General features: G+C 69.7%; 18 protein-coding genes. 3 read left to right on the top strand and 15 right to left on the bottom strand.

Annotation, left to right across the window (positions count from 1 at the left end):
• Positions 1–67 precede the first annotated feature (67 nt).
• From D7X99_RS38150 to D7X99_RS38125, 6 genes are all read right to left on the bottom strand, one after another.
• Positions 68–994, bottom strand: a complete 927-nt coding sequence (locus D7X99_RS38150) for a biotin-dependent carboxyltransferase family protein (protein ID WP_121782052.1) — start codon at positions 992–994, stop codon at positions 68–70.
• On the bottom strand, positions 991–2,280 hold the full coding sequence (locus D7X99_RS38145) for a LamB/YcsF family protein (RefSeq protein WP_121782051.1): 1,290 nt from the start codon (positions 2,278–2,280) through the stop codon (positions 991–993). The genes D7X99_RS38150 and D7X99_RS38145 overlap by 4 nt, the downstream gene beginning before the upstream one ends.
• A gap of 27 nt (positions 2,281–2,307) precedes the next feature.
• On the bottom strand, positions 2,308–3,000 hold the full coding sequence (locus D7X99_RS38140; RefSeq protein ID WP_121782050.1) for a histidine phosphatase family protein: 693 nt from the start codon (positions 2,998–3,000) through the stop codon (positions 2,308–2,310).
• Positions 3,001–3,002: 2 nt separating this feature from the next.
• Positions 3,003–4,082 (bottom strand): phosphotransferase family protein, encoded by a 1,080-nt coding sequence (locus tag D7X99_RS38135; RefSeq protein ID WP_121782049.1) that lies wholly within the window; start codon positions 4,080–4,082, stop codon positions 3,003–3,005.
• Between the two features lie 2 nt (positions 4,083–4,084).
• Complete coding sequence (locus D7X99_RS38130) at positions 4,085–5,323, bottom strand: acyl-CoA dehydrogenase family protein (protein WP_121782048.1); 1,239 nt, start codon at positions 5,321–5,323, stop codon at positions 4,085–4,087.
• Positions 5,324–5,410: 87 nt separating this feature from the next.
• Positions 5,411–6,130, bottom strand: a complete 720-nt coding sequence (locus tag D7X99_RS38125; RefSeq protein WP_233614040.1) for a TetR/AcrR family transcriptional regulator — start codon at positions 6,128–6,130, stop codon at positions 5,411–5,413.
• Between the two features lie 133 nt (positions 6,131–6,263).
• Here D7X99_RS38125 and D7X99_RS38120 point away from each other — a divergent pair, with 133 nt between their 5' ends.
• On the top strand, positions 6,264–6,914 hold the full coding sequence (locus D7X99_RS38120) for a hypothetical protein (protein WP_121782046.1): 651 nt from the start codon (positions 6,264–6,266) through the stop codon (positions 6,912–6,914).
• A 58-nt stretch (positions 6,915–6,972) separates the two neighbouring features.
• Positions 6,973–8,112 carry an aminotransferase class V-fold PLP-dependent enzyme gene (locus D7X99_RS38115; protein ID WP_121782045.1) on the top strand — a complete coding sequence of 380 codons (1,140 nt, stop codon included), beginning with the start codon at positions 6,973–6,975 and terminating at the stop codon, positions 8,110–8,112.
• Positions 8,113–8,143: 31 nt separating this feature from the next.
• Here the strand turns inward: D7X99_RS38115 and cysK are convergent, their stop codons facing one another.
• Together cysK and epsC are read right to left on the bottom strand one after the other, a co-directional pair.
• Positions 8,144–9,064 carry a cysteine synthase A gene (cysK, locus tag D7X99_RS38110; RefSeq protein ID WP_121782044.1) on the bottom strand — a complete coding sequence of 307 codons (921 nt, stop codon included), beginning with the start codon at positions 9,062–9,064 and terminating at the stop codon, positions 8,144–8,146.
• 45 nt (positions 9,065–9,109) lie between these two features.
• Entirely contained in the window at positions 9,110–9,955 is an 846-nt protein-coding gene (gene epsC, locus D7X99_RS38105) for a serine O-acetyltransferase EpsC (protein WP_120597140.1), read from the bottom strand.
• Positions 9,956–10,183: 228 nt separating this feature from the next.
• On the opposite strand from epsC, the gene D7X99_RS38100 reads away from it, so the two are divergent.
• Positions 10,184–11,827, top strand: coding sequence for an AMP-binding protein (locus tag D7X99_RS38100; RefSeq protein ID WP_121782043.1), 1,644 nt, complete (start codon positions 10,184–10,186; stop codon positions 11,825–11,827).
• On the opposite strand, the gene D7X99_RS38095 is transcribed toward D7X99_RS38100, so the two are convergent.
• The 7 genes from D7X99_RS38095 to D7X99_RS44770 all read right to left on the bottom strand — a co-directional run bounded on the left by D7X99_RS38095 (position 11,814) and on the right by D7X99_RS44770 (position 19,217).
• Positions 11,814–12,290, bottom strand: coding sequence for a TfoX/Sxy family protein (locus D7X99_RS38095; RefSeq protein WP_121782042.1), 477 nt, complete (start codon positions 12,288–12,290; stop codon positions 11,814–11,816). The genes D7X99_RS38100 and D7X99_RS38095 overlap by 14 nt on opposite strands.
• 86 nt (positions 12,291–12,376) lie before the next feature.
• On the bottom strand, positions 12,377–13,321 hold the full coding sequence (locus tag D7X99_RS38090) for a PAS domain-containing protein (protein ID WP_233614036.1): 945 nt from the start codon (positions 13,319–13,321) through the stop codon (positions 12,377–12,379).
• A gap of 115 nt (positions 13,322–13,436) precedes the next feature.
• Entirely contained in the window at positions 13,437–14,006 is a 570-nt protein-coding gene (locus tag D7X99_RS38085; RefSeq protein WP_121782041.1) for a DUF1629 domain-containing protein, read from the bottom strand.
• Between the two features lie 9 nt (positions 14,007–14,015).
• On the bottom strand, positions 14,016–15,353 hold the full coding sequence (locus D7X99_RS38080) for an AHH domain-containing protein (RefSeq protein WP_121782040.1): 1,338 nt from the start codon (positions 15,351–15,353) through the stop codon (positions 14,016–14,018).
• Positions 15,354–15,363: 10 nt separating this feature from the next.
• Positions 15,364–17,592, bottom strand: coding sequence for a DPP IV N-terminal domain-containing protein (locus tag D7X99_RS38075; protein WP_121782039.1), 2,229 nt, complete (start codon positions 17,590–17,592; stop codon positions 15,364–15,366).
• A 34-nt stretch (positions 17,593–17,626) separates the two neighbouring features.
• Positions 17,627–19,018, bottom strand: a complete 1,392-nt coding sequence (locus D7X99_RS38070; RefSeq protein ID WP_121782038.1) for a PLP-dependent aminotransferase family protein — start codon at positions 19,016–19,018, stop codon at positions 17,627–17,629.
• A gap of 103 nt (positions 19,019–19,121) precedes the next feature.
• Positions 19,122–19,217: an IS3 family transposase gene (locus D7X99_RS44770; protein WP_367303451.1), complete on the bottom strand. Its 96-nt coding sequence runs from the start codon at positions 19,215–19,217 to the stop codon at positions 19,122–19,124.

The raw sequence follows: 19,217 nt of genomic DNA, 5'->3' as shown, positions 1-19,217 counted from the left end.
CGCGGCGGGAGGGCCGGCTCCTGCGTGCGGGGCGTGGTGGTGGGGCGCGGGCCAATCTTCGGAGGAGTCATGCCCCCAGTATCGGCCGGGCCGGGTCGGAAGTTGCCCCGGCGGGCCGAGCAGGGTGGGTCATCCAGGCGTCGCGAGCGACCTCCAGGGTCACTGCCTGGAAGCGCACCGGGGCGCCTGGACGGCGGACCCCCAGGCGGCCCCAGTCCGCGCGGATGACGGCGGCGATGAGGGGATAGCCCCCGGTGGTGGGGTGGTCCGGGCCCATCACGATGGGAGTGCCGGAGAGGGTGACCTGGATGGCGCCGCGCACCATGGGGCGGCAGGTGCCCCCGCCCTCGTCGCCGTGGGGCACGGGAGGTCCGTCCAGTCGCTGGCCCACGCGGTCGCTGGAGGGCGACACGGTGAAGGTGCTGCCCAGGAGGAGCGCCACGGCCGCGTCGCTGAAGCGGGACGCATCCGGGCCCAGGAGCACGCGCAGCGGGGCAGCGGGGTCCAGGGCCTCCGTGAGACGTGACAGGCCGGCCTCGGAAGGAGCGGCAACTGGCGTGGCGGGAGAGCCCAGCGGGAGCCGGTCGCCGGTGCGCAGGGGACGGCCTTCCCAGCCGCCCAGGCGTGCCACCCACAGCGTGCCCTGGCCGCCAAGGACTTCGGGCACCGCGAGCGCGCCGTCCACGGCCACGTAATGCACGGAGTGCCGGGTGGGCGCGGGCACGGTGAGCGTGGCGCCGTCCGCGAGGACGCTGGGGGCTTCGCCATCCACGGACACGCGAACGTCGCGGCCCCGGGCTCGAAGCTCCAACCTACCGAAGGCTTCCAACGCCGCGGCGCCAGGTGCATTGCTCACCGCGCGGTTCGCCGCGACGAGCAGCTCCGGCACCCACGCGCCGCCGGGTGGCACGCCGTGATGCATGACGCCGGGCCGTCCACCGTCCTGCACGGTGGCGGGGGCGCCCAGGCCGGTGATCTCGAGCCACGCTGTCATGGCTGCACTCGTTCGAAGCGCACGCGGGCTCCCAGTTGGAGTTCCGTGCCTCGCTTGGGGTCGAACGCGGTGAAGTCCAGCGCGGTGCCCACGAGGTTCCAGCCTCCAGGCGACGCGAACGGATACACACCCGTGCGCTTCCCGGCGATGCCCACCGCGAGCGCCGGCACCCGCGTGCGCGGCACCGGCAGGCGGGGACACGCGATGCTCGGATCCACGTCCCCCAGGTACGCGAAGCCCGGGAGGAAGCCCACGCAGCGCACCCTGTACTCGCGTGCCATGTGCCGCCGCACCACTTCCTCCACGGACAGGCCCGCGTGCGCGGCCACCTTCGCCAGGTCCTCGCCGTCGTAGCGCACGGGAATGCGGATGAGCGGATGCTCCACGTGCGTGACCGGTGCCACGCGCAGCCGCATCAGCACGAGCGCCGGGGACTCAGGCGGTGTCTCCGGGTCGAAGTACACGCAGGCGTGGGACTCGGTGATGACCGCGTCCCGCACGCCCGGCAGCGCGGACAGGGCTGCGCGCGCCAGGCCCCGGTCCACCGACTCCGGCAGCACCAGCCGCAGCGCGCTGTCTCCCAATGGCTCCGGCGGCTGCTCCAGCGCGTCCAGCATCGCGCGCACCTCGCGGGCCAGCACCACCGCGCCCGGCGTGTCGCCGTGCACGCACAGCGTGTCCACCGTGCCACCCGTGGCCAGCCGCACCGTGTTCTCGCGCGCCTGCGCCACGTCCGTCAGCACCGCGCCGGGCTGGCCTCGCGGAATCAATGAACCGTCCGGCAACGTGCCCCGATCCGCGAAGCCCTCTCGCGCGTACCCGAGCCCCGCCGCCCGCGCCGCGTCCCTCAGCGCTCCAGTGCCGGGCCCCACGAACGTGACGTCCGTCCCCAGGGCCTCCACCACGCCGTCCACCACCGCGCGCGCCAGCTCCGGGGACTTGTTGGCCGCGTGGTACAGCGCTCCATGCGGCTTCGCATGCCGCACCAGCACGCCGCGCTCGCGAGCCAGCGAGGCCAGCTGTCCGCACTGCTCCGCCACCTGCGCGCGCAGCACCTCCGGTGCCACGTCCAGCGCCTTGCGCCCGAAGTTCTCGCGGTCCGCGTAGGACGGATGCGCGCCCGCCAGCGTGCCGTGGCGCTCGCACAGCTCCAGCGCCCGACGCATGGACGCCGCATCCCCCGCGTGGCCTCCGCAGGCGATGTTCGCCAGGTGCGCGAGCGCGTAGAGCTGTTCGTCCTCCCCGGGCAGCTCCCCCAGGTCGATGTTGAGCAGGCACCGCGTCATGGGCTCACGCTACGCGAGCCCCCCACCTCAGCGGTAGGTGATGAGCGCGCGGTGTTCGCCCTCGAAGTGTCCATGCTCGTTGAGAGTGGACAGATACCGGCCCCGCTCGCTGTAGATGACCTTCGTGATTCCACAGTTCGCCAGCGTCCAGTTCGTCCGGAACGCGTGCTCGTCCGGGATGCCCAGCAGGTCCTGGCTGATGGCCGTGATGGGTCCGCCGGAAGTGAACACCAGCGCCGTCCTGGAGGGCCCCAGCGAAGCCAACAGCGCCGCCAGCGCCTCCAGGCAGCGCGCCTTGAACGCGCTCCAGGACTCCCGGTACTCGCTGTCGTGTCCGCCCGCGACCCAGCGCCCCACGGCCTGGGTGAACAGGTCCTGATACGCGCGGCGAGGGTCCTTCATCGCGGCCAGTTCTTCGCGCAGCACGGCGAAGTCCGCGTAGCGCGGCGTGTGCCGGTGCACGACCTCCTCGTGGTCGAACTCGTTGAACCCTGCCGTCCGCACCGGCTCCTCCGGCTGGCCCAGCGCCTGGAGGCACGCGTCCGCCGTCTCGCGGTGGCGCAGCATGGTGCCCGTCACCACGGCGTCCACCTTCGGCAGCCGCGTGCGCAGCGCTTCGCCCAGGACGCGCGCCTGCTGCACGCCCACGTCCGACAGCTTGTCGTAGTCCTTCGCGCCGAAGGACGCCTGGCCGTGGCGGATGAGGTAGAGCGCGCCCATCTTCAGCCCCCCGCCTTCTTGATGAGCTGCCGGCAGCGGTAGGCCAGGTAGTTGACGATGAGCCAGTAGTTCTTGAACGCCGGGTTGCGCGTCTGCTTGTGGTGGTAGCGGTAGTAGATCTGCTGCGCGATGACCGCGAGCCGGAACACGCCGTAGACCTCGTAGAAGGTCCAGTTGGCGGGCTTCAGGCCGGTGCGCTCCAGGTAGTACGCCACCACCTCCTCGCGCGTGAGCATGCCGGGCAGGTCCGTGGGCTGCCTTCGCGTCATGCGCAGGAAGGCGTCGTCATCCGCCTGGACCCAGTAGGCCAGCGTGTTGCCCAGGTCCATCAGCGGGTCGCCCAGCGTGGCCATCTCCCAGTCCAGCACCCCGATGACCTGCGTGGGGTCCTCCGGCTTGAGCACCACGTTGTCGAAGCGCCAGTCGTTGTGGATGACGCACGTCTTGATGTCCGGCGGCACGTGCGCGGCCAGCCACTCGCGCGTGTGCTTCATGCGGGGCACGTTCCAGGTGCGCGCCTTCTCGTAGCGGTCGGACCAGCCGGAAATCTGCCGCTGCGGATAACCCGGCCCCTTGCCCAGCGACTGGAGGCCCACCGCCTGCGCGTCCACGCCGTGCAGCGCGATGAGCTGATCCACCACGTTGAGGCACAGCTGGCGCGTGCGGGCCTTGTCCAGGTCCAGCCCCTTGGGCAGGTGCTTGCGCGGGATGAGACCGGGGATGCGGTCCATCACGTAGAACTCCGCGCCCAGCACGGCCGGGTCCTGGCACAGCCCCACCATGGTGGGCACCACCGGATACACGGGCTTGAGCGCCTGCTGCACCGTGAACTCGCGCGACATGTCGTGCGCGGACTTCGCCTTGGTGCCCGAGGGCGGCCTGCGCAGGATGAGGTCGCGGTTCTCGTACTTGAGCCGGTAGGTCCAGTTGGAGGCGCCGCCCGTGTACTGCGTCACCTCCGGCGTGCCCTGGAGCGAGGGCACCTGGGCCTTCAGCCACGCGTCCACCGCGGGCACGTCCAGCGCCTCGCCGGAGCGCACGGCCTTGCCCTCGTCCAGCGGGATGGAGACCGGAGCCGTCATGTTCAACCTCCCTTGCTGAAGCCGCGCTTCGCGAGCTCGATGCGGGTGATGACGCCCTTGTGCACTTCGTCCGGGCCGTCCGCGATGCGCAGGCTGCGCGCCTGGGCGAAGAAGCCCGCGAGCGGCGTGTCGCGCGACACACCCGCGCCGCCGTGCACCTGGATGGCGTCGTCCACCACCTTCTGGAGCACGTTGGGCGCCACGACCTTGATGGCCGAAATCTCCGTCATCGCGCCCATCGCGCCCACGTCATCCAGCTTCCACGCCGCGTACAGCGTGAGCAGGCGCGCCTGGTCGATGGCGATGCGCGCCTCCGCCACGCGCTCGCGGTTGCCGCCCAGGTTGATGAGCGGCTTGCCGAACGCGGTGCGGCCCATGCCCCGGTCGATCATCAACTCCAGCGCCCGCTCCGCCGCGCCGATACAGCGCATGCAGTGGTGGATGCGGCCCGGCCCCAGGCGCCCCTGCGCGATTTCAAAGCCCATGCCCGGCCCGGAGATGAGCGCGGACACCGGCAGCCGCACGTCGTGGAAGTGCACCTCGCCGTGGCCGTGCGGGGCGTCATGGTCGCCGTACACGGGCAGCATGCGGATGATCTCCACGCCCGGCGCGTCCATGGGCACCAGGACCATGGAGTGCTGGTGGTGGCGGTCCGCGCCCGCCTGCGACGTGCGGCCCATGAAGATGGCCACCTTCGCGTTGGGGTGGCCCAGGCCGCTGGACCACCACTTCTTGCCGTTGAGGACCACGTGGTCGCCGTCCACCTCGGCGGTGGCCTGCATGTTGGTGGCGTCCGACGACGCGGCGTCCGGCTCCGTCATGCAGAACACGGAGCGGATGTCGCCCGCGAGCAGCGGCTTCAACCACTGCTCCTGCTGCTCCGGCGAGCCGTAGCGCCAGAGCACCTCCATATTGCCGGTGTCGGGGGCGCTGCAGTTGAAGACCTCCGGCGCCATGAAGCTGCGGCCCATGGCTTCCGCGAGCGGCGCGTACTCCAGCGTGCTCAGGCCCGCGCCCAGCTTCGCGTCCGGGAGGAAGAGGTTCCACAGCCCCGCGGCCTTCGCGCGGGCCTTGAGCTCCACCATCACCGGCGGCACCTTCCACTGGCGCCAATCACCACCGGCCTCCATCGCGTGCAGGGCCTGGAGGTATTCGGCCTCCACCGGCTCGATGTGGTCAGCCATGAAGCGCTTCACGCGCTCCAGGTATTCGGTCGTCCTGGCGGAAGGCTGGAAGTCCATGCGGGGCATCCTGCGCCCCGCCGGGTTGGCGATGCCACTGAATGTTGAATGTCTGTTCTGGGGCTGGCGCTGGCCTGGCCGCTGCCTTCAGCGACGGCGAGGGCCCGGCGCCTTGCGCGCGCGTGACGAGCGCGTGCCACGCCGGCCCTGGGCCTTCGGTTTGCGCGCGGGTGCGCGAGGCGGGGCGGGCTGCTCGATGCTCGCGAGCATGATCCGCCGCAGCAGCGCGTACACGGGCAGCGGGTCGAAGCTCTTGTCCAACTGGTGGTGCAGCGCGAGCCCGTCCACGCACGCCTTGATGATGACCGCGTAGTGCAGGTCCTCGGCGGTGGGGGCCGAGTCGTGACCCGTGCGCACGTGCGCCACGGTGCGGGCGATCTCCTCGTCGCCCTGGCCCAACAGCTGCGCGACGGCGGGCGTCAGCTCCCGGTTGCGCAGCCCCAGCGCGAACAGCTCGTAACGCAACCGGCACGTTCCCGGCGCGTCCGTGGCCAGCTTCTCGCCCCAGGCGAAGGCCGTCTGCGCCAGCTCCTCCGCCGGAGTCTGCGCGCGCAGCCGCTCCAGCTCCGACAGGTACTGCCGGCTCGCCTCCTGGGTGACAGCCAGCAGCAGCGCGTCCTTGCTGCCGAAGTAGTAGTGCACCAGGCCCTGGTTCACCCCGGCCTCGCGAGCCACCTCCTTCACCGTGGCGGCGTCGTAGCCGCGCTCCCCCAACACGCGCTGGCCGGCGGCGATGAGGCGCGCCCGGGCGTCAGGCTCCGGAGCGGTGGGGGGAGGCGGCGTCTTGCCACGGCGGGGGGATGGCATCCCAGACCCATAGGGCACCGCCTCCCACCCCCGCAAGGCCGGCGACCGCTCGTCGGCTTGACATCCCGCGTTGCCGGTCTTAGTTAGTCGTGTGACTAAGTTAGTCGTCCGGCTAAACCGAAGGAGACGGGCCATGCGAGTCGAGTCCAAGCGGTCGATGCAGTGGGTGAAGGCTGTGGCGGTGGGTGCGGCGTTGGTGTCGGTGCCGGCGATGGCCCAGGACATGGCGTCCTCGTCCACGGGGCAGGAGCAGCAGCGGCGCGGGGCGTTCCTGCTGGAGCTGCAGCCGCCCGCGCTGGACGGCTCGCTGTACGGCATCCGGGCGGAGGTCGCGCCGTCGCGGGACTCTCGGTTCGCGTTCGGCCTCCTGGGTCGCGCGGGCGGGTGGAACCGGTCGCTGGGGGCGAAGGCGCGCTTCACCAACGTGGGGGGCGCCGACGTGAAGCTCAACTTCGGCGTGGGCGTGGACAGCCGCTACACGCTGGCCTTCCTGGCGGACGGCACGGTGCGTCCATTCGTGGGGATGACGCTGGGCCTGGAGGAGTTCGTCGCGCGCCCGGACGGCGCGGCGATGCCGGACCGCAAGGACTACACGACGACGGCCTTCCTGGAGCCGACGCTGGGCGTGATGTGGCGGCCGGGCTCCGGGCGCGTGGGCCTGTCGGCTCGGGCGGGTCCGGGCTTCACCTTCACGGACGTGCGCGAGCTCCAGGTGGGCAACAGCAACCTGGGCCTGCGCACGGTGTACCCCACGGCGTCGCTGGGCCTGCTGGTCGTCCTGTAGTCGACGGGGCTTACGGCTCGTGACGTGAGCGGTGGATGGGTGGCTACACTCGCCACCCATGAGCGTCTCGTTCGAGTCCTACCGCGCCGAGTTCCCCGTCCTGAAGGAACAGCTCTACCTCAACCACGCCGGGGTCGCGCCCACCAGCACGCGTGCCGCCGCCGCGGTGAAGTCCTGGATGGACGACGTGGTGAATCACGGCGTCCTCCATGAGCGCGGCTGGGAGGCCCAGAGCGAGAAGGTGCGCGGGCTCGCCGCGCGCATCATCGGCGCATCACCGGAGGAGGTGGCCTTCGTGCGCAACACCAGCCACGGCCTGGGGCTGGTGGCGGAAGGCCTGGACTGGCAACCCGGAGACGAGGTCGCCGTCGCCACGAGCCTCGAGTACCCCTCCAACGTCTACCCGTGGCTGCACCTGAAGAACCGGGGCGTGGAGGTTCGTGAGATTCCCACGCCGAATGGCGGCGTGACGCCGGAGGCGGTGGCGTCCGTGCTCACTCCGCGCACGCGGCTGGTGGCGGTGTCGTCGGTGCAGTTCGCCACCGGCCATCGCACGGACCTGGATGCACTGGGCGAACTCTGTGAGCGCTCCGGCGTGCTCTTGTGCGTGGACGGCATCCAGAGCGTGGGCTGCATCCCGGTGGACGTGAAGAAGAGCCGCGTGCACTTCCTCAGCGCGGACAGCCACAAGTGGATGCTGGGCATCTCCGGCATCGGCTTCCTGTACGTGGCGAAGGACGTGCTGCCGCGCGTGCGGCCCGCGCTGGTGGGCTGGCGCAGCACCACGGACGCGTGGAACTTCAACCGCTCGCACTTCGAGCTGCGCGCGGACGCGGCGAAGTTCGAGGAGGGCAGCGCCGCGTACCCCGGCATCTACGCGATGGGCGCCGCATTGGAGTTGCTGCTGGAGGTGGGCACGGACGCCATCGGCGCGCGCATTGGCGAGCTGCTGGCCCGGCTGGACACGGGCCTGCGCAACCTGGGCTGCGACGTGGGCCCCGAGCCGAAGGACCGCGCGGGCATCCTCACCTTCCTGCCGCCGGGCGCGAACGTCCGGGCGCTCAGCGCGTACCTGGCGGAGAAGACGGTGTCCCACTCCGTCCGGCGCGGGCGCATCCGCCTGTCGCCGCACTTCTACAACACGCCCGAGGAGATGGACCGGCTGGTGGAGCGGGTGCGCGCGTACCGGCCCGGGTGAGTTCCACCCGGACCGGGGTGCACGACGACGGCTACTGCGCGGGGAAGAGGTTCTCCACGGAGAGGTAGCGCTCGCCGGTGTCGTAGCAGAAGGCGAGCACGCGGCTGCCGTCCGGCATCTCCGCCAGCTTCTGGTTCACCGCGGACAGCGAGGCGCCGGAGGACACGCCCACGAAGATGCCCTCCTCGCGCGCGGCGCGGCGGGCGAACTCGAAGGCGTCCTTCTCATCCACCTGGATGGTGCCGTCGAGGGCCTCCGTGTGCAGGTTCTTCGGGATGAAGCCCGCGCCGATGCCCTGGATGGGGTGCGGGCCCGGCTGGCCGCCGCTGATGACAGGGGACTTCACCGGCTCCACCGCGAACACCTTCAGCTTGGGCCACTTCGCCTTGAGCACCTCGGCGCACGCGGTGATGTGGCCGCCGGTGCCCACGCCCGTGATGAGGTAGTCCAGCCCGTCCGGGAAGTCGTTCAGGATTTCCTGCGCGGTGGTGCGCTTGTGGACTTCGATGTTGGACTCGTTCTCGAACTGCTGCGGCATCCACGCGTTGGGCGTCTGCGAGACGAGCTCCTGGGCGCGGGCGATGGCGCCCTTCATTCCCTTGGCGCGCTCCGTCAGGTCGAACTGGGCACCGTAGGCGGCCAGCACGCGGCGGCGCTCGATGCTCATGGACTCCGGCATCACCAGGATGAGCTTGTAGCCCTTCACCGCGGCGACCATGGCCAGGCCGATGCCGGTGTTGCCGCTCGTCGGCTCGATGATGACGCTGCCCTCCTTGAGGATGCCCTTCTTCTCCGCGTCCTCAATCATCGCCAGGCCGATGCGGTCCTTGATGCTGCCGCCCGGGTTGGCGCGCTCCAGCTTCAGGTGCACCGTCACGCGCGACGGGTACAGCCGGTTGATGCGCACGTGCGGCGTGTTGCCAATGGTCTGCAGGATGTTGTCGACCTTCATGGCGTCTCCTGTGAATGGGGAACGGGCACTGCGTGGGAGGAAGACTCAAATCTGGTAGTCGAGGACGTCCAGGCCCTCTTCACCGTGGCGCGCGCGCACCTCGCTGCGGCGGGTGACGACGGACTGGGCGGGCACGCTCTGCGTGAGCCACGCGTTGCCGGCGATGATGCTGCCCTTGCCCACCACCGTGCCGCCTCCGAGGATGGTGGCGTTCGCGTACACCACGACGTCGTCCTCGATGGTGGGGTGGCGCTTCCGGTCCGCCAGCGCCTTCTCCACCATCAACGCGCCCAGCGTGACGCCCTGGTAGAGCTTCACGTTGTCGCCAATCACCGTCGTCTCGCCGACGACCAGGCCCGTGCCGTGGTCGATGACGAACTTGCGGCCGATGGTGGCGCCCGGGTGGATGTCCACGCCGGTGCGCTGGTGGGCGTATTCGGTGAGCAGGCGCGGCAGCAGGGGGAAGTTCAGCCGGTGCAGCGCGTTCGCCACGCGGTAGATGGCGATGGCGTAGAAGCCCGGGTAGGTGAGCACCACTTCGTCCACGCTGCGCGCGGCGGGATCCGCTTCAAAGATGGCGCGCGCGTCCTGCTGGAGCCACTCGTAGAGGTCCGGCAGCTTCGCCATGAAGCGGGACGACATGCCCGCGTCGGTGACGGGGTAGTGCGGCGCGAGCAGCGCCTGGATGCGCTGGAGGCTCGCCTCCACGGCGGTGACGTCCCGGCGCACGGCGGCGGCGTTGCACTCCAGCCGCTCCGCGAAGTGGGGGAAGAGCAGCCCCAGCACTTGCGCGACGAACTCCGGCGCGGCCTTGCGCACGTCCGGGGGGAAGCAGTGGCGCTGCCGCGCCTCCAGCAGGGTGGCAACCAGTCGGGCGTTCGGATCGTCCATGGGGCGTTGCGTCAGGATAGCGTGCCGTGACGGCGTTTTCCTTGTTTCCGCCGCCCGGAGGGCTGATGGCGGCGGGATGGGTCTTTTCCCGGCATCCCGGGGCGTAACGGCTGGGTTCTGGACGTGGATGCCGTTGGCGGGAAAACGTCGCGGCCGTCCGGCCAGCCAGGGGGCAGGGAGGGGGCGCTGACGCTTGCGGGGCCGGGGCACCCTGAGGACGATGAGGTCATGACGACCGCCCTGTCCTATGCCCATGGCACCAGCACCACTCCGCTGCTGGGGGAGACCATCGGTCAGAACCTGCGCCGTACCGTCGAACGTTACGGCGACCGTGATGCGCTGGTGGTGGCCTCGCAGAACTACCGCGTCACCTGGCGGCAGTTCTGGGATGCGACGACGGCGGTGGCCAAGGGCCTGCTGGCGCTGGGCGTCCAGAAGGGCGACCGGGTGGGGCTCTGGTCCCCCAACCGCTTCGAGTGGACCGTGTCGCAGTACGCGCTCGCGCGCACGGGCGCCATCCTGGTCAACCTGAACCCCGCCTACCGCACGTCGGAGCTGGAGTACGCGCTCAACCAGGCCGGCGTGAGCGTGCTGCTCCTGGCGAAGGGCTTCCGGCAGACGGACTACACCCAGATGCTGGCGGAGGTGCGGCCCCGGTGCGCGGTCCTGCGCGAGGCGCTGGTGCTGGACTCGGACTGGGACCGGCTGGTGAAGGGCGGCGCGAACATCGGCGACGAAGTGTTGGAGGCGCGGGAGTTGTCGCTCCAGTTCGATGACCCCATCAACATCCAGTACACGTCCGGCACCACGGGCTTCCCGAAGGGCGCGACGCTGTCCCACCACAACGTGCTCAACAACGGCTTCTTCGTGGGCGAGGTGCTGCGCTACGGGCCGGAGGACCGCGTGTGCATCCCGGTGCCCTTCTACCATTGCTTCGGCATGGTGATGGGCAACCTGGCCTGTACGTCGCACGGCTCGGCCATGGTGATTCCGGGCGAGGCGTTCGACCCGCTGGCGGTGCTCCAGACGGTGCAGGCCGAGCGCTGCACGTCGCTCTACGGCGTGCCCACGATGTTCATCGCGGAGTTGGACCACCCGCGCTTCAGCGAGTTCGACCTGCGCACGCTGCGCACCGGAATCATGGCGGGCTCGCCGTGTCCGGTGGAGGTGATGAAGCAGGTGCAGTCGCGGATGCACATGGAGGAGGTCACCATCTGCTACGGCATGACGGAGACGTCCCCGGTGTCCACGCAGAACCCGCTGGATGACACGCTGGAGAAGCGGGTGGCCACGGTGGGCCGCGTGCACCCGCACCTGGAGGTGAAGGTGGTGGATCCGGACTCGGGCGCGGTGGTGCCGCAGGGGCAGCCGGGGGAGCTGTGCACGCGCGGTTACAGCGTGATGCTCGGGTACTGGGAGAACGCGGCGGCCACGGCGGCGGCCATCGACCGGGCGGGGTGGATGCACACCGGTGACCTGGCGACCATGGACGGGGAGGGCTACGTCAAGATTGTCGGCCGCATCAAGGACATGATCATCCGGGGCGGCGAGAACGTGTACCCGCGCGAGGTGGAGGAGTTCCTCCACACGCACCCGGAGATCTCCGAAGCGCAGGTCATCGGCGTGCCCAGCGTGAAGTACGGCGAGGAGGTGATGGCGTGGGTGCGCTTGAAGTCCGGCGCCTCGCTCACGGTGGAGGCGCTGACGGCCTTCTGCACCGGCCGCATCTCCACGTTCAAGATTCCCCGCCACTGGAAGCTCGTGGACAGCTTCCCGATGACCGTCACCGGCAAGGTGCAGAAGTTCCGCATGCGCGAGGTCTCCATCGCCGAGCTGGGGCTCGGCGACGTGGCCAACATCAAGACCGCCTGACGGGCTTCTTCTTCGCGGCGGGCTTCTTCTTCGCGGCAGGGGCCTTCTTGGCCGCCGGTGCCTTCTTCGCGGCCGGTGCCTTCTTGGCCGCCGGTGCCTTCTTGGCCGCGGGGGCTTTCTTCGCGGCCTTCTTCATCGCGGCGCGGTTGGCGGCGTCCACGGCGCGGCGGGCCCAGGGCAGCATCCGGCGGCCGTCGTCCTCGGCGTCCGCGGGCGGCGTCCAGTAGCTCATGGGCTGCTCCTTGCCGCGGCTCTGGTAGATGAAGGGCCGGCAGCCTTCTGCCTCGAAGTCGGGGCGGGTGACCTCGTCCGTCTTCAGGTAGAGCTGGCCCTGGATGATGAGGCCGAACATCCGGCCGCCGAAGTACAGGCCCCAACCGCCGAACATCGAGCGGGCCTGCACCGGGCCGAGCGGCTTCAGCAGTTCGACCGTGTACTCCATGAAGCTGTCCGAGCGGGGCATGGGGCTCTCCTAGTCCAACGGCAGCTCGAAGTGGAAGATGCGCGCGGGGTGTTCCAATGGGACGCCGGGGCCCTCGTCGCGCAGGCTCACCCGCACGGGGTGCCACCGCCGAGTGACGTGAGGAGCGCCTGGAGTTCCTGGCGTGCGCGCAGGCTGTCCGCCTCGGCCTGCTTGCGGTCGCTGATGTCGAGCGCTGTTCCGACGAACTGGAGGGCGCGGCCTTCGGCGTCGAAGGTCACCTGTCCGCGGGCCTCGAGCCAGCGGGTGGGGTGTCCCGGGTCTTCCACCACACGGTGCTCGATGACGTAGCGGCCCTGCGTCCTTCCCTCAAGCGTGGCTGAGATGGCTTCGCGCAGCGCCGCGCGCTCGTCGAGGTGGACGCGGTCGAGCACCCGCTCCAGGCTGAACATCCCCGGCTCCGGGAGGCCGAAGAGCTGGGCCATCCGCTCGTCCACCTGCATCTGGCCGCGGCGCACGTCCAGCTCCCAGGTGCCCGCGCCGGAGGCCTCCACGACGCGGCGGAGCCGCTCCTGGCTGCGCTGCAAGGCCTGTTCTCCGAGCACCCGGGAGGTGGTCTCCGTGCAGACCACCAGCGTGCCGTGGACCTTCCCATCGTCGTCGAAGGCGGGGGAGTAGCTGTAGGTCCAGTAGACGTTCTCGATGCGGCCATTGCGGAAGATGGGGACGAGCTGATCCTCGTTCCAGCTGGGCCGTCCCTCGCGCATCGCGTCTTCCAACTGTTGTCCGATGATGGGCCAGGCCTCCGGCCAGACCTCGGTGGCGGACTTCCCGAGCGCCTCGGGATGCTTCCCCCTGCCGAAGCTGGGCATGAAGGCGTCGTTGTAGAGCTGGATGAGCTGGGGTCCCCACATGAGGACCATGGGGTGGAGCGAATGGAGCAGGGTCCGCACGAGCGTCCGCAGAGAGACGGGCCAGCCCTCCACGGGACCGAGCGGCGTGGCCGCCCAGTCCTTCTCGCGCATCCGGGCGGCCATCTCTCCGGGCCCGTTGAACAGTTCGTCCGCCTTCACGTGGTCCGCCCCCGGTGCTCACCTACGGGAAGGCGTCATAGGTGAACGCTCCACCTGGGGGAAGCACCGGGCACGGCTGTCTCCGGGGTGGTGGGGGCCCCGGATGTTGAGGGCATTACACCTCCGTGAAGTACATGCCGGTGGCGCCGGTGCGCTCCAGGGCTGTCTTCAGGTCCTCGGAGACGATGAGCGAGACGTTCCAGCCCCAGGGCCGGAAGATCTTCGCGTCACCCACCTTCGCCTTGTCGATGCGCATGCCGTAGACGGAGCGGTACTGGCCCAGCTTTTCCGGACGGCCGTGCTGGGCTTCCCAGTGGCGAACTGCCGTGGAGGCCTTCTCGTCGATGCAGCGAATGAGCTTCGTGGCAACGAGGAGTGCGTACTGGTCGGGGTGCTTCGGGATGGTGACGGGGATGAGCTGCACGTCGTCAGCCGCGTGCTCCAGAAGCACATTTGCGAGCTTGATGTGAACGATGGGCGTCAGGCCAAAGGGAATCCGGCAGAAGTCATGGGGGCGACCGGGGTCTCCGATGGGAACGGTCAGGTGTCCTTCCACGTGGACACGACTCCCCTTCGTGAACATCCAGGGGTCTTCTTCTTCCTGGCGCAGCTCATTCCAGGGGACCTCCAGTACCCAGATGCCTTCCTGAACATCCTCGGTGAGTTCGAAGAATCGGGCAGCCATGGGGGGGTTCTAGCGCCCCTGTCGCGAGGTCAGGAGTTGATTGAGCGGGGTCCCCTGCGTGGAGGCTTCCTTGGCGAGTCCTCTGAGTGCATTCGTCAGGACTTCGCGGCAGTGCACGACGGTCCGGCAGGTTTCCATGGCGGTACTCAGTTCCTGCAAGACCTGCTCATGATACGCCCTGGGATGTGGTCCCCGGTGGCCTGCGACTTCGACGATGTTCTCCGGGTCGTTCAGCTCCATCCCAGCCCGCTTGAAGAGGCGCCGAAATCGAGGGGTCCACGGCCCGCCGGTTTTCGCGGACTTCTCATTGCGGATGGTGGCCAGGTGGTGGCGCTGGGGCTTCCCGGACCGCGATGACATCGCCACCGCGTTGGGGGCCAGCGCGATGGTGAAACCGTCGGCCGTCATGGCCACGGAGCGCACGCCTGAGAGAGACACGAACTGGAGGCCCGCCTGCGTCTCCACGGCGACCGCCGCCTGCGCGGAGCCCGGCAGGGTGGGAGCCTTCATCGCGAGTCCCGCCGTGTTGCCAATCGCCGCCGTGGCCAGCATCACGAAGATGCGCGCGGCATTCCTCCCCATCACTGCTCCATAGGCCTCGCCCGCGTCGCGCACCTGGACGAACGTGGTGGCCTGGTCCACGTGGCGCACCAGCGTCAGCCACCCGTCGAGGAGGGTCCACACGGTGTCCACGCCCAGGTAGGCAATTGCCGTGGCGGTGATGAGAGCGGCCAGTCCCTTGGAGACAGGCTCCGGCATGGCCCACAACAGCAGGTACATCGTCACGGCGGAGGTCATCGTGGCCATGACGGCCTGGGGGCTGGCCATGCCCGCCAGGGCTTCGGCCGTCTCGTTCCAGACGGAGTCCATCGCGATGGCCATCGCCAGCGCGTAGCGGCCGTCGCTGACCAGCAAGGGGCCTTCCTCCAGCAAGCGCAGGCAGTCTCCCGGCTGCTTGCGCTTCTTGCCGCACCACTGCTGATAGCCGCGCGTCAGGTCGTCCGACGCATCCAGAAGCCGCAGCTCCCGTGCTTCTTCCTCGCCCAGTGGGATGATCTGCCGGGTCCGCTCCCGGAAGCCGAAGAGGCCGCGGCGCTCCGGCAGGCCGAACAGCTCGCGTGCTTGCCGCAGGGGATGGGCGAAGGGGCGCACGTCCCTGGCGAGCGTCTTCACCGCTGCCTTGAACTCGTCCTCCTCCAATCGGGCTTCGAAGGGAGATGCGCCTTCCTCCTCCCGGGGCGTGACAGTGACTTGCTCGTCGCCATCGACCTCCAGGCGCACGACTCGCGTCGTCGCGCAGCCCGATAGGAGCAGTCCCAGCAGCAGTGCCAATCCCAGTCGCTTCATGAATGTGTCCTCACCGGGGCTGCCCCAGTTCCCGCAGGAAGAAGCGGCGCACGTCGTCCCGGTAGTACCTGCCTTCGGGGCCGTGTCCCTCGCCGGGCATGATCAACAGGTCGAAGTGCTTGTTCGCGCGCACCAGTGCCTGGGCCATCCGCATCGTCGTGGACAGCGATGCGTTCACGTCGCTCGTTCCGTGCATCAGCTTGAGCGCTCCCTGGAGCTTGTCCGCCAGGGCTTCGTTGGAGCCCGCCGCGTAGCCCTCTGGATTGTCTGCCAGCAGGCCCATGTTCGGCTCGTTGATGACGGCCTCTTCCGTCAGGGCGCCTGGTGCTCCCGCGTAGCCTGCCTTGAAGAACGTCGGCGCCGTCAGCATGCCTCGCAGCGCGAAGTATCCGCCCCAGGAATGGCCGTGGATGCCCACCCGCTCCAGGTCCATGTAGGGCCGGCTGGCTCCTGCCTGCTTCAGCGCCGCGACGTGGTCTGGAATCTCCGTCTGGCCCACGCGGCCATAGTTCACGTCCTGGAAGGCCTTGCCCCGTCCTGGCGTGCCCCTCGCGTCCAGCACCATCACGATGAACCCGAGCTGCGCCAGCGAGTGCGCGATGATCGATTCATACGGGCCCACGTAGCTCCAGGGCACCACCGTCGTGAACGGCCCCGCGTAGATGACGTCGATGACCGGGTAGCGCTTCTTCGGATCGAAGTCCCTCGGCTTGTATAGCGCGCCGTACAGGGGTGTGACGCCGTCCGTGGCCTTGACCGTGATGCCTTCCGGCGGCGTGTAGTGCAGCTCCGCCAGGGCACTCGTGTCTGACTTCGCGTAGCGGAAGGCGGGGCGCCCCTCCGTGGACACCACGTCCCAGACCCTGGGCTGCTCCCGTGTGGAGTGCCCATCCACGAAGTAGCCCGTGGAGGGGGCCAACACGGGCCGGTGAAGTCCGGGCTCGGGCGTCAGCCGCTTCAGTGCCCCGCCCGCGGTTCGTGCCCGATACACCGACCGGTCATAGGGGGCTCCGGGCTCGGCGGACGCGGTGACGAAGAAGGCGTCTGACTTTGGCGTGATGCCCACCACCGTGTGGACCGGAAACGCGCCCTCGGTGAGTTGGCGCACGAGCCTGCCGGAATAGTCATACAGGTAGACGTGACGCCAGCCATCGCGCTCAGACATCCAGAGGAAGTGCTGGTTGTCCGGCAGCGGCTTCACCTGCTGCGACCATCCTCCCACCGAGAACTCCAGCGCCGCCACGAAGGTCTCCTTCCGTTCCTCCCGCAGCACGCGGCGGCGCTTGCCCGTCACCGGCTCCACCGCCACCAGGTCCAGCCGCTTGCCATCCCGAGACAGCTGGAGCACCAGCGCCTCGCTGCCGTCCGGACGCCAGCCCGCGAACCAGTCGTAGCTCTCCACCGCGTCACCGGGGGCGGGCGTCACCTGCCCCGACTCCACCGACACGAAGTGCAGCTCCGAGCGCATCAGCGGAGTGCCCGTCTTGGAGTAGGGGACCCACGTCACCTTCTCCAATGGAGTGCTGTAGTCGACCAGCGGAAGCCGGTGCATGCCCCGCATGTCGTCGCGCCAGACCGCGAGGAACCGGCCCTGGGGAGACCAAGCGCCTTCGGGCAGCCGCCAGGGCGAGTCCTCCGTGCCGGTGCGCTCCATCCGTGTCGCGCCCTTCGCGTCCACCACGGCGAACCCCGCGTCCCGCTGTACCGCGACCGTCGCTCCGTCCGGCGACAGGCTGTTGCCGGGCACGAGCGACATCGCGACAGGATGCGTGGGTTCGAGTGCCACGAGCCGCTTGTCGGTGAGGCCCAGGGAGAAGGCCCGGCCCTGGACGGTGAAGACGATTCCCTTCGCATCCGTGGTGAGCGTGAAGGGCATGACGACGGGCAACGTCATCGGCTTGCCGAACAGCTCCGTGAGCTGGGACCGCAGCGATTCCGAATCCAGCAGGGGCTGCTGGGTGCGGCGCCGCGCATCCACCAGGACCCACGTGTCCCGGTAGGGCTCCACCCTGGACCAGTACACGAACCGGTCGCCCTCGGGCAGCCACCGGGGCGGCGTCAGGGTGTCCCGGATGCGGTCCGGCCAGCGGAGCGATGCCTCCGAGAAGTCGAGCCGCGCCTGGAGGGCGTCCCCGGCTTCCACTCCCATTGCCTGCCAGGGGACGGCGAGTCCCGCGATGAGGAGCGCGAGGCGCGCACGCGACAGGAGTCCACCACGGGGGAGCAGGGGAGGCGTCATGGGCACTCTCTTCGGGACGAGGTGAAGGGAAACGTCAGGTCAGGCGTCGCGGTGCTGGGGACGTGGCGCCGAGCAGCTCGGCCAGCGTCTTCAATCCCCGCTCCAACGCCTCGCGGGAGCCGGCCGCGGCCAGCGACACCCGCAGCGCATTGGGCGCCTGACCCGGACGGGCCGCGAACAGGTGCGCCGGGCCGAGCAGCACGTCGCGCGCGGCGGCGGCTTCCACCAGCTCCGTGGCGCGGCGCTGTTCGGGGATGGGCATCCACAGGAAGTACGCGCTGGGGTGCGCGACATAGGGATGGCCCTTGAGCACCTTCGCCGCCAGGGATTGCCGGGCCGTGGCTTCGGAGCGTCGCGCGTCGCGCAGGGACTCGGCCGTGCCGTCCGTCACCCACTGCGTGGCCAGTTCATTCAGCAGGGGAGACCCTGACCAGACCGTCGCCGCGGCCGCGTGCTCCAGCGTCTGCCACGACGAACCCGGCGCCCGGATGTAGCCGACGCGCAGCGCGGGCAGCACCGCCTTGGACAGGCTGCCCAGGTGATAGGTTCGCTCGGGCGCGAGCGCGGCCAGGGGTGCGGGCGCCTTCGCCACGAGCGGGGCCAGCGCGCCGTTCTCGATGACGGTGACGTCGAACTTCCGGCAGACCTCCACCAGCGCCTGCCGCCGCTTCAAGGGCATGACGACCGTGGTCGGGTTGTGGTTCGTAGGAGTGCAGTAGAGCACCCGCGCCTTGCTCCTCCGGCAGGCTTCCGCGAGCGCTTCGGGCACGAGCCCCTCCGCGTCGAGCGCCACCGGATGCGTGGGCAGCCGGAGCCACTCCGCGGCGGCGAGGACCCCGGGATAGGTGACGTCCTCCACCAGCAGGCCGTCCGCGTTCGCGAGCAGGGACAACACCATCAGGGTCGCGTGCTGGGCTCCGCTGCTCACGATGACGTTCTCGCGCGTGGCAGGCACACCCGCGAGCTCCAACCAGCGGGCCCCCGCTGCCCGCTGGGCCTCCGTCCCCGCATGGGCCTGATAGCCGCTAAGCGCGCCCAGGTCCGCGCGTTCGCTCAGCCGTTGAAGCGCGGCGGCGAACGCGAGGTGTCCCATGTCGCCGGGGACGATGGGCACGGCCGTGGGCCCCAGGTCGATGCGCGTCCGGTCGAGCTGGGGCGAATAGCGGTCTCCGTCCCGCAGGTTCTTCACGAACGTCCCGTTGCCCACCTGGCTCCAGATGAGTCCCCGCCGTTCCGCTTCAGCGTAAGCCCGGGTCACCGTTCCCAGAGACGTCCCCAGCGTGCTCGCGAGCTCCCGGTGCGTGGGAAGCCGGTCCCCCGCGCGAAGCCGCCCCGCGCTGATGTCCGCCGCGAGCGCATCGACGAGCGCCCCGTACAGAGGGCCCTCGGAGCGTTTCAGGCGCGGTTTCCAGTTGGACTGGGACATAAGTCGGATTGTACCATGACAATCCGGAGCTTGTGCTAGGGCCCTGGCGGGCTTCCACCACAGCAGGCGCTATGGGCCTGCTCCGGTTCGGTGGACAGGTTGACTACGCTGCCAGCCTCTTGGTTGCGGCCCTCCGCTCGTATTCCACTGGGCTGACGTAGCCCAGGGCGGAGTGGCGCCGCTTCCGGTTGTAGAACAC

This window comes from Corallococcus sp. AB032C (genome assembly GCF_003668935.1).
GTDB classification, from domain to species: Bacteria; Myxococcota; Myxococcia; order Myxococcales; family Myxococcaceae; genus Corallococcus; species Corallococcus exiguus.
This window is presented reverse-complemented; position numbering and strand designations above follow the sequence as displayed.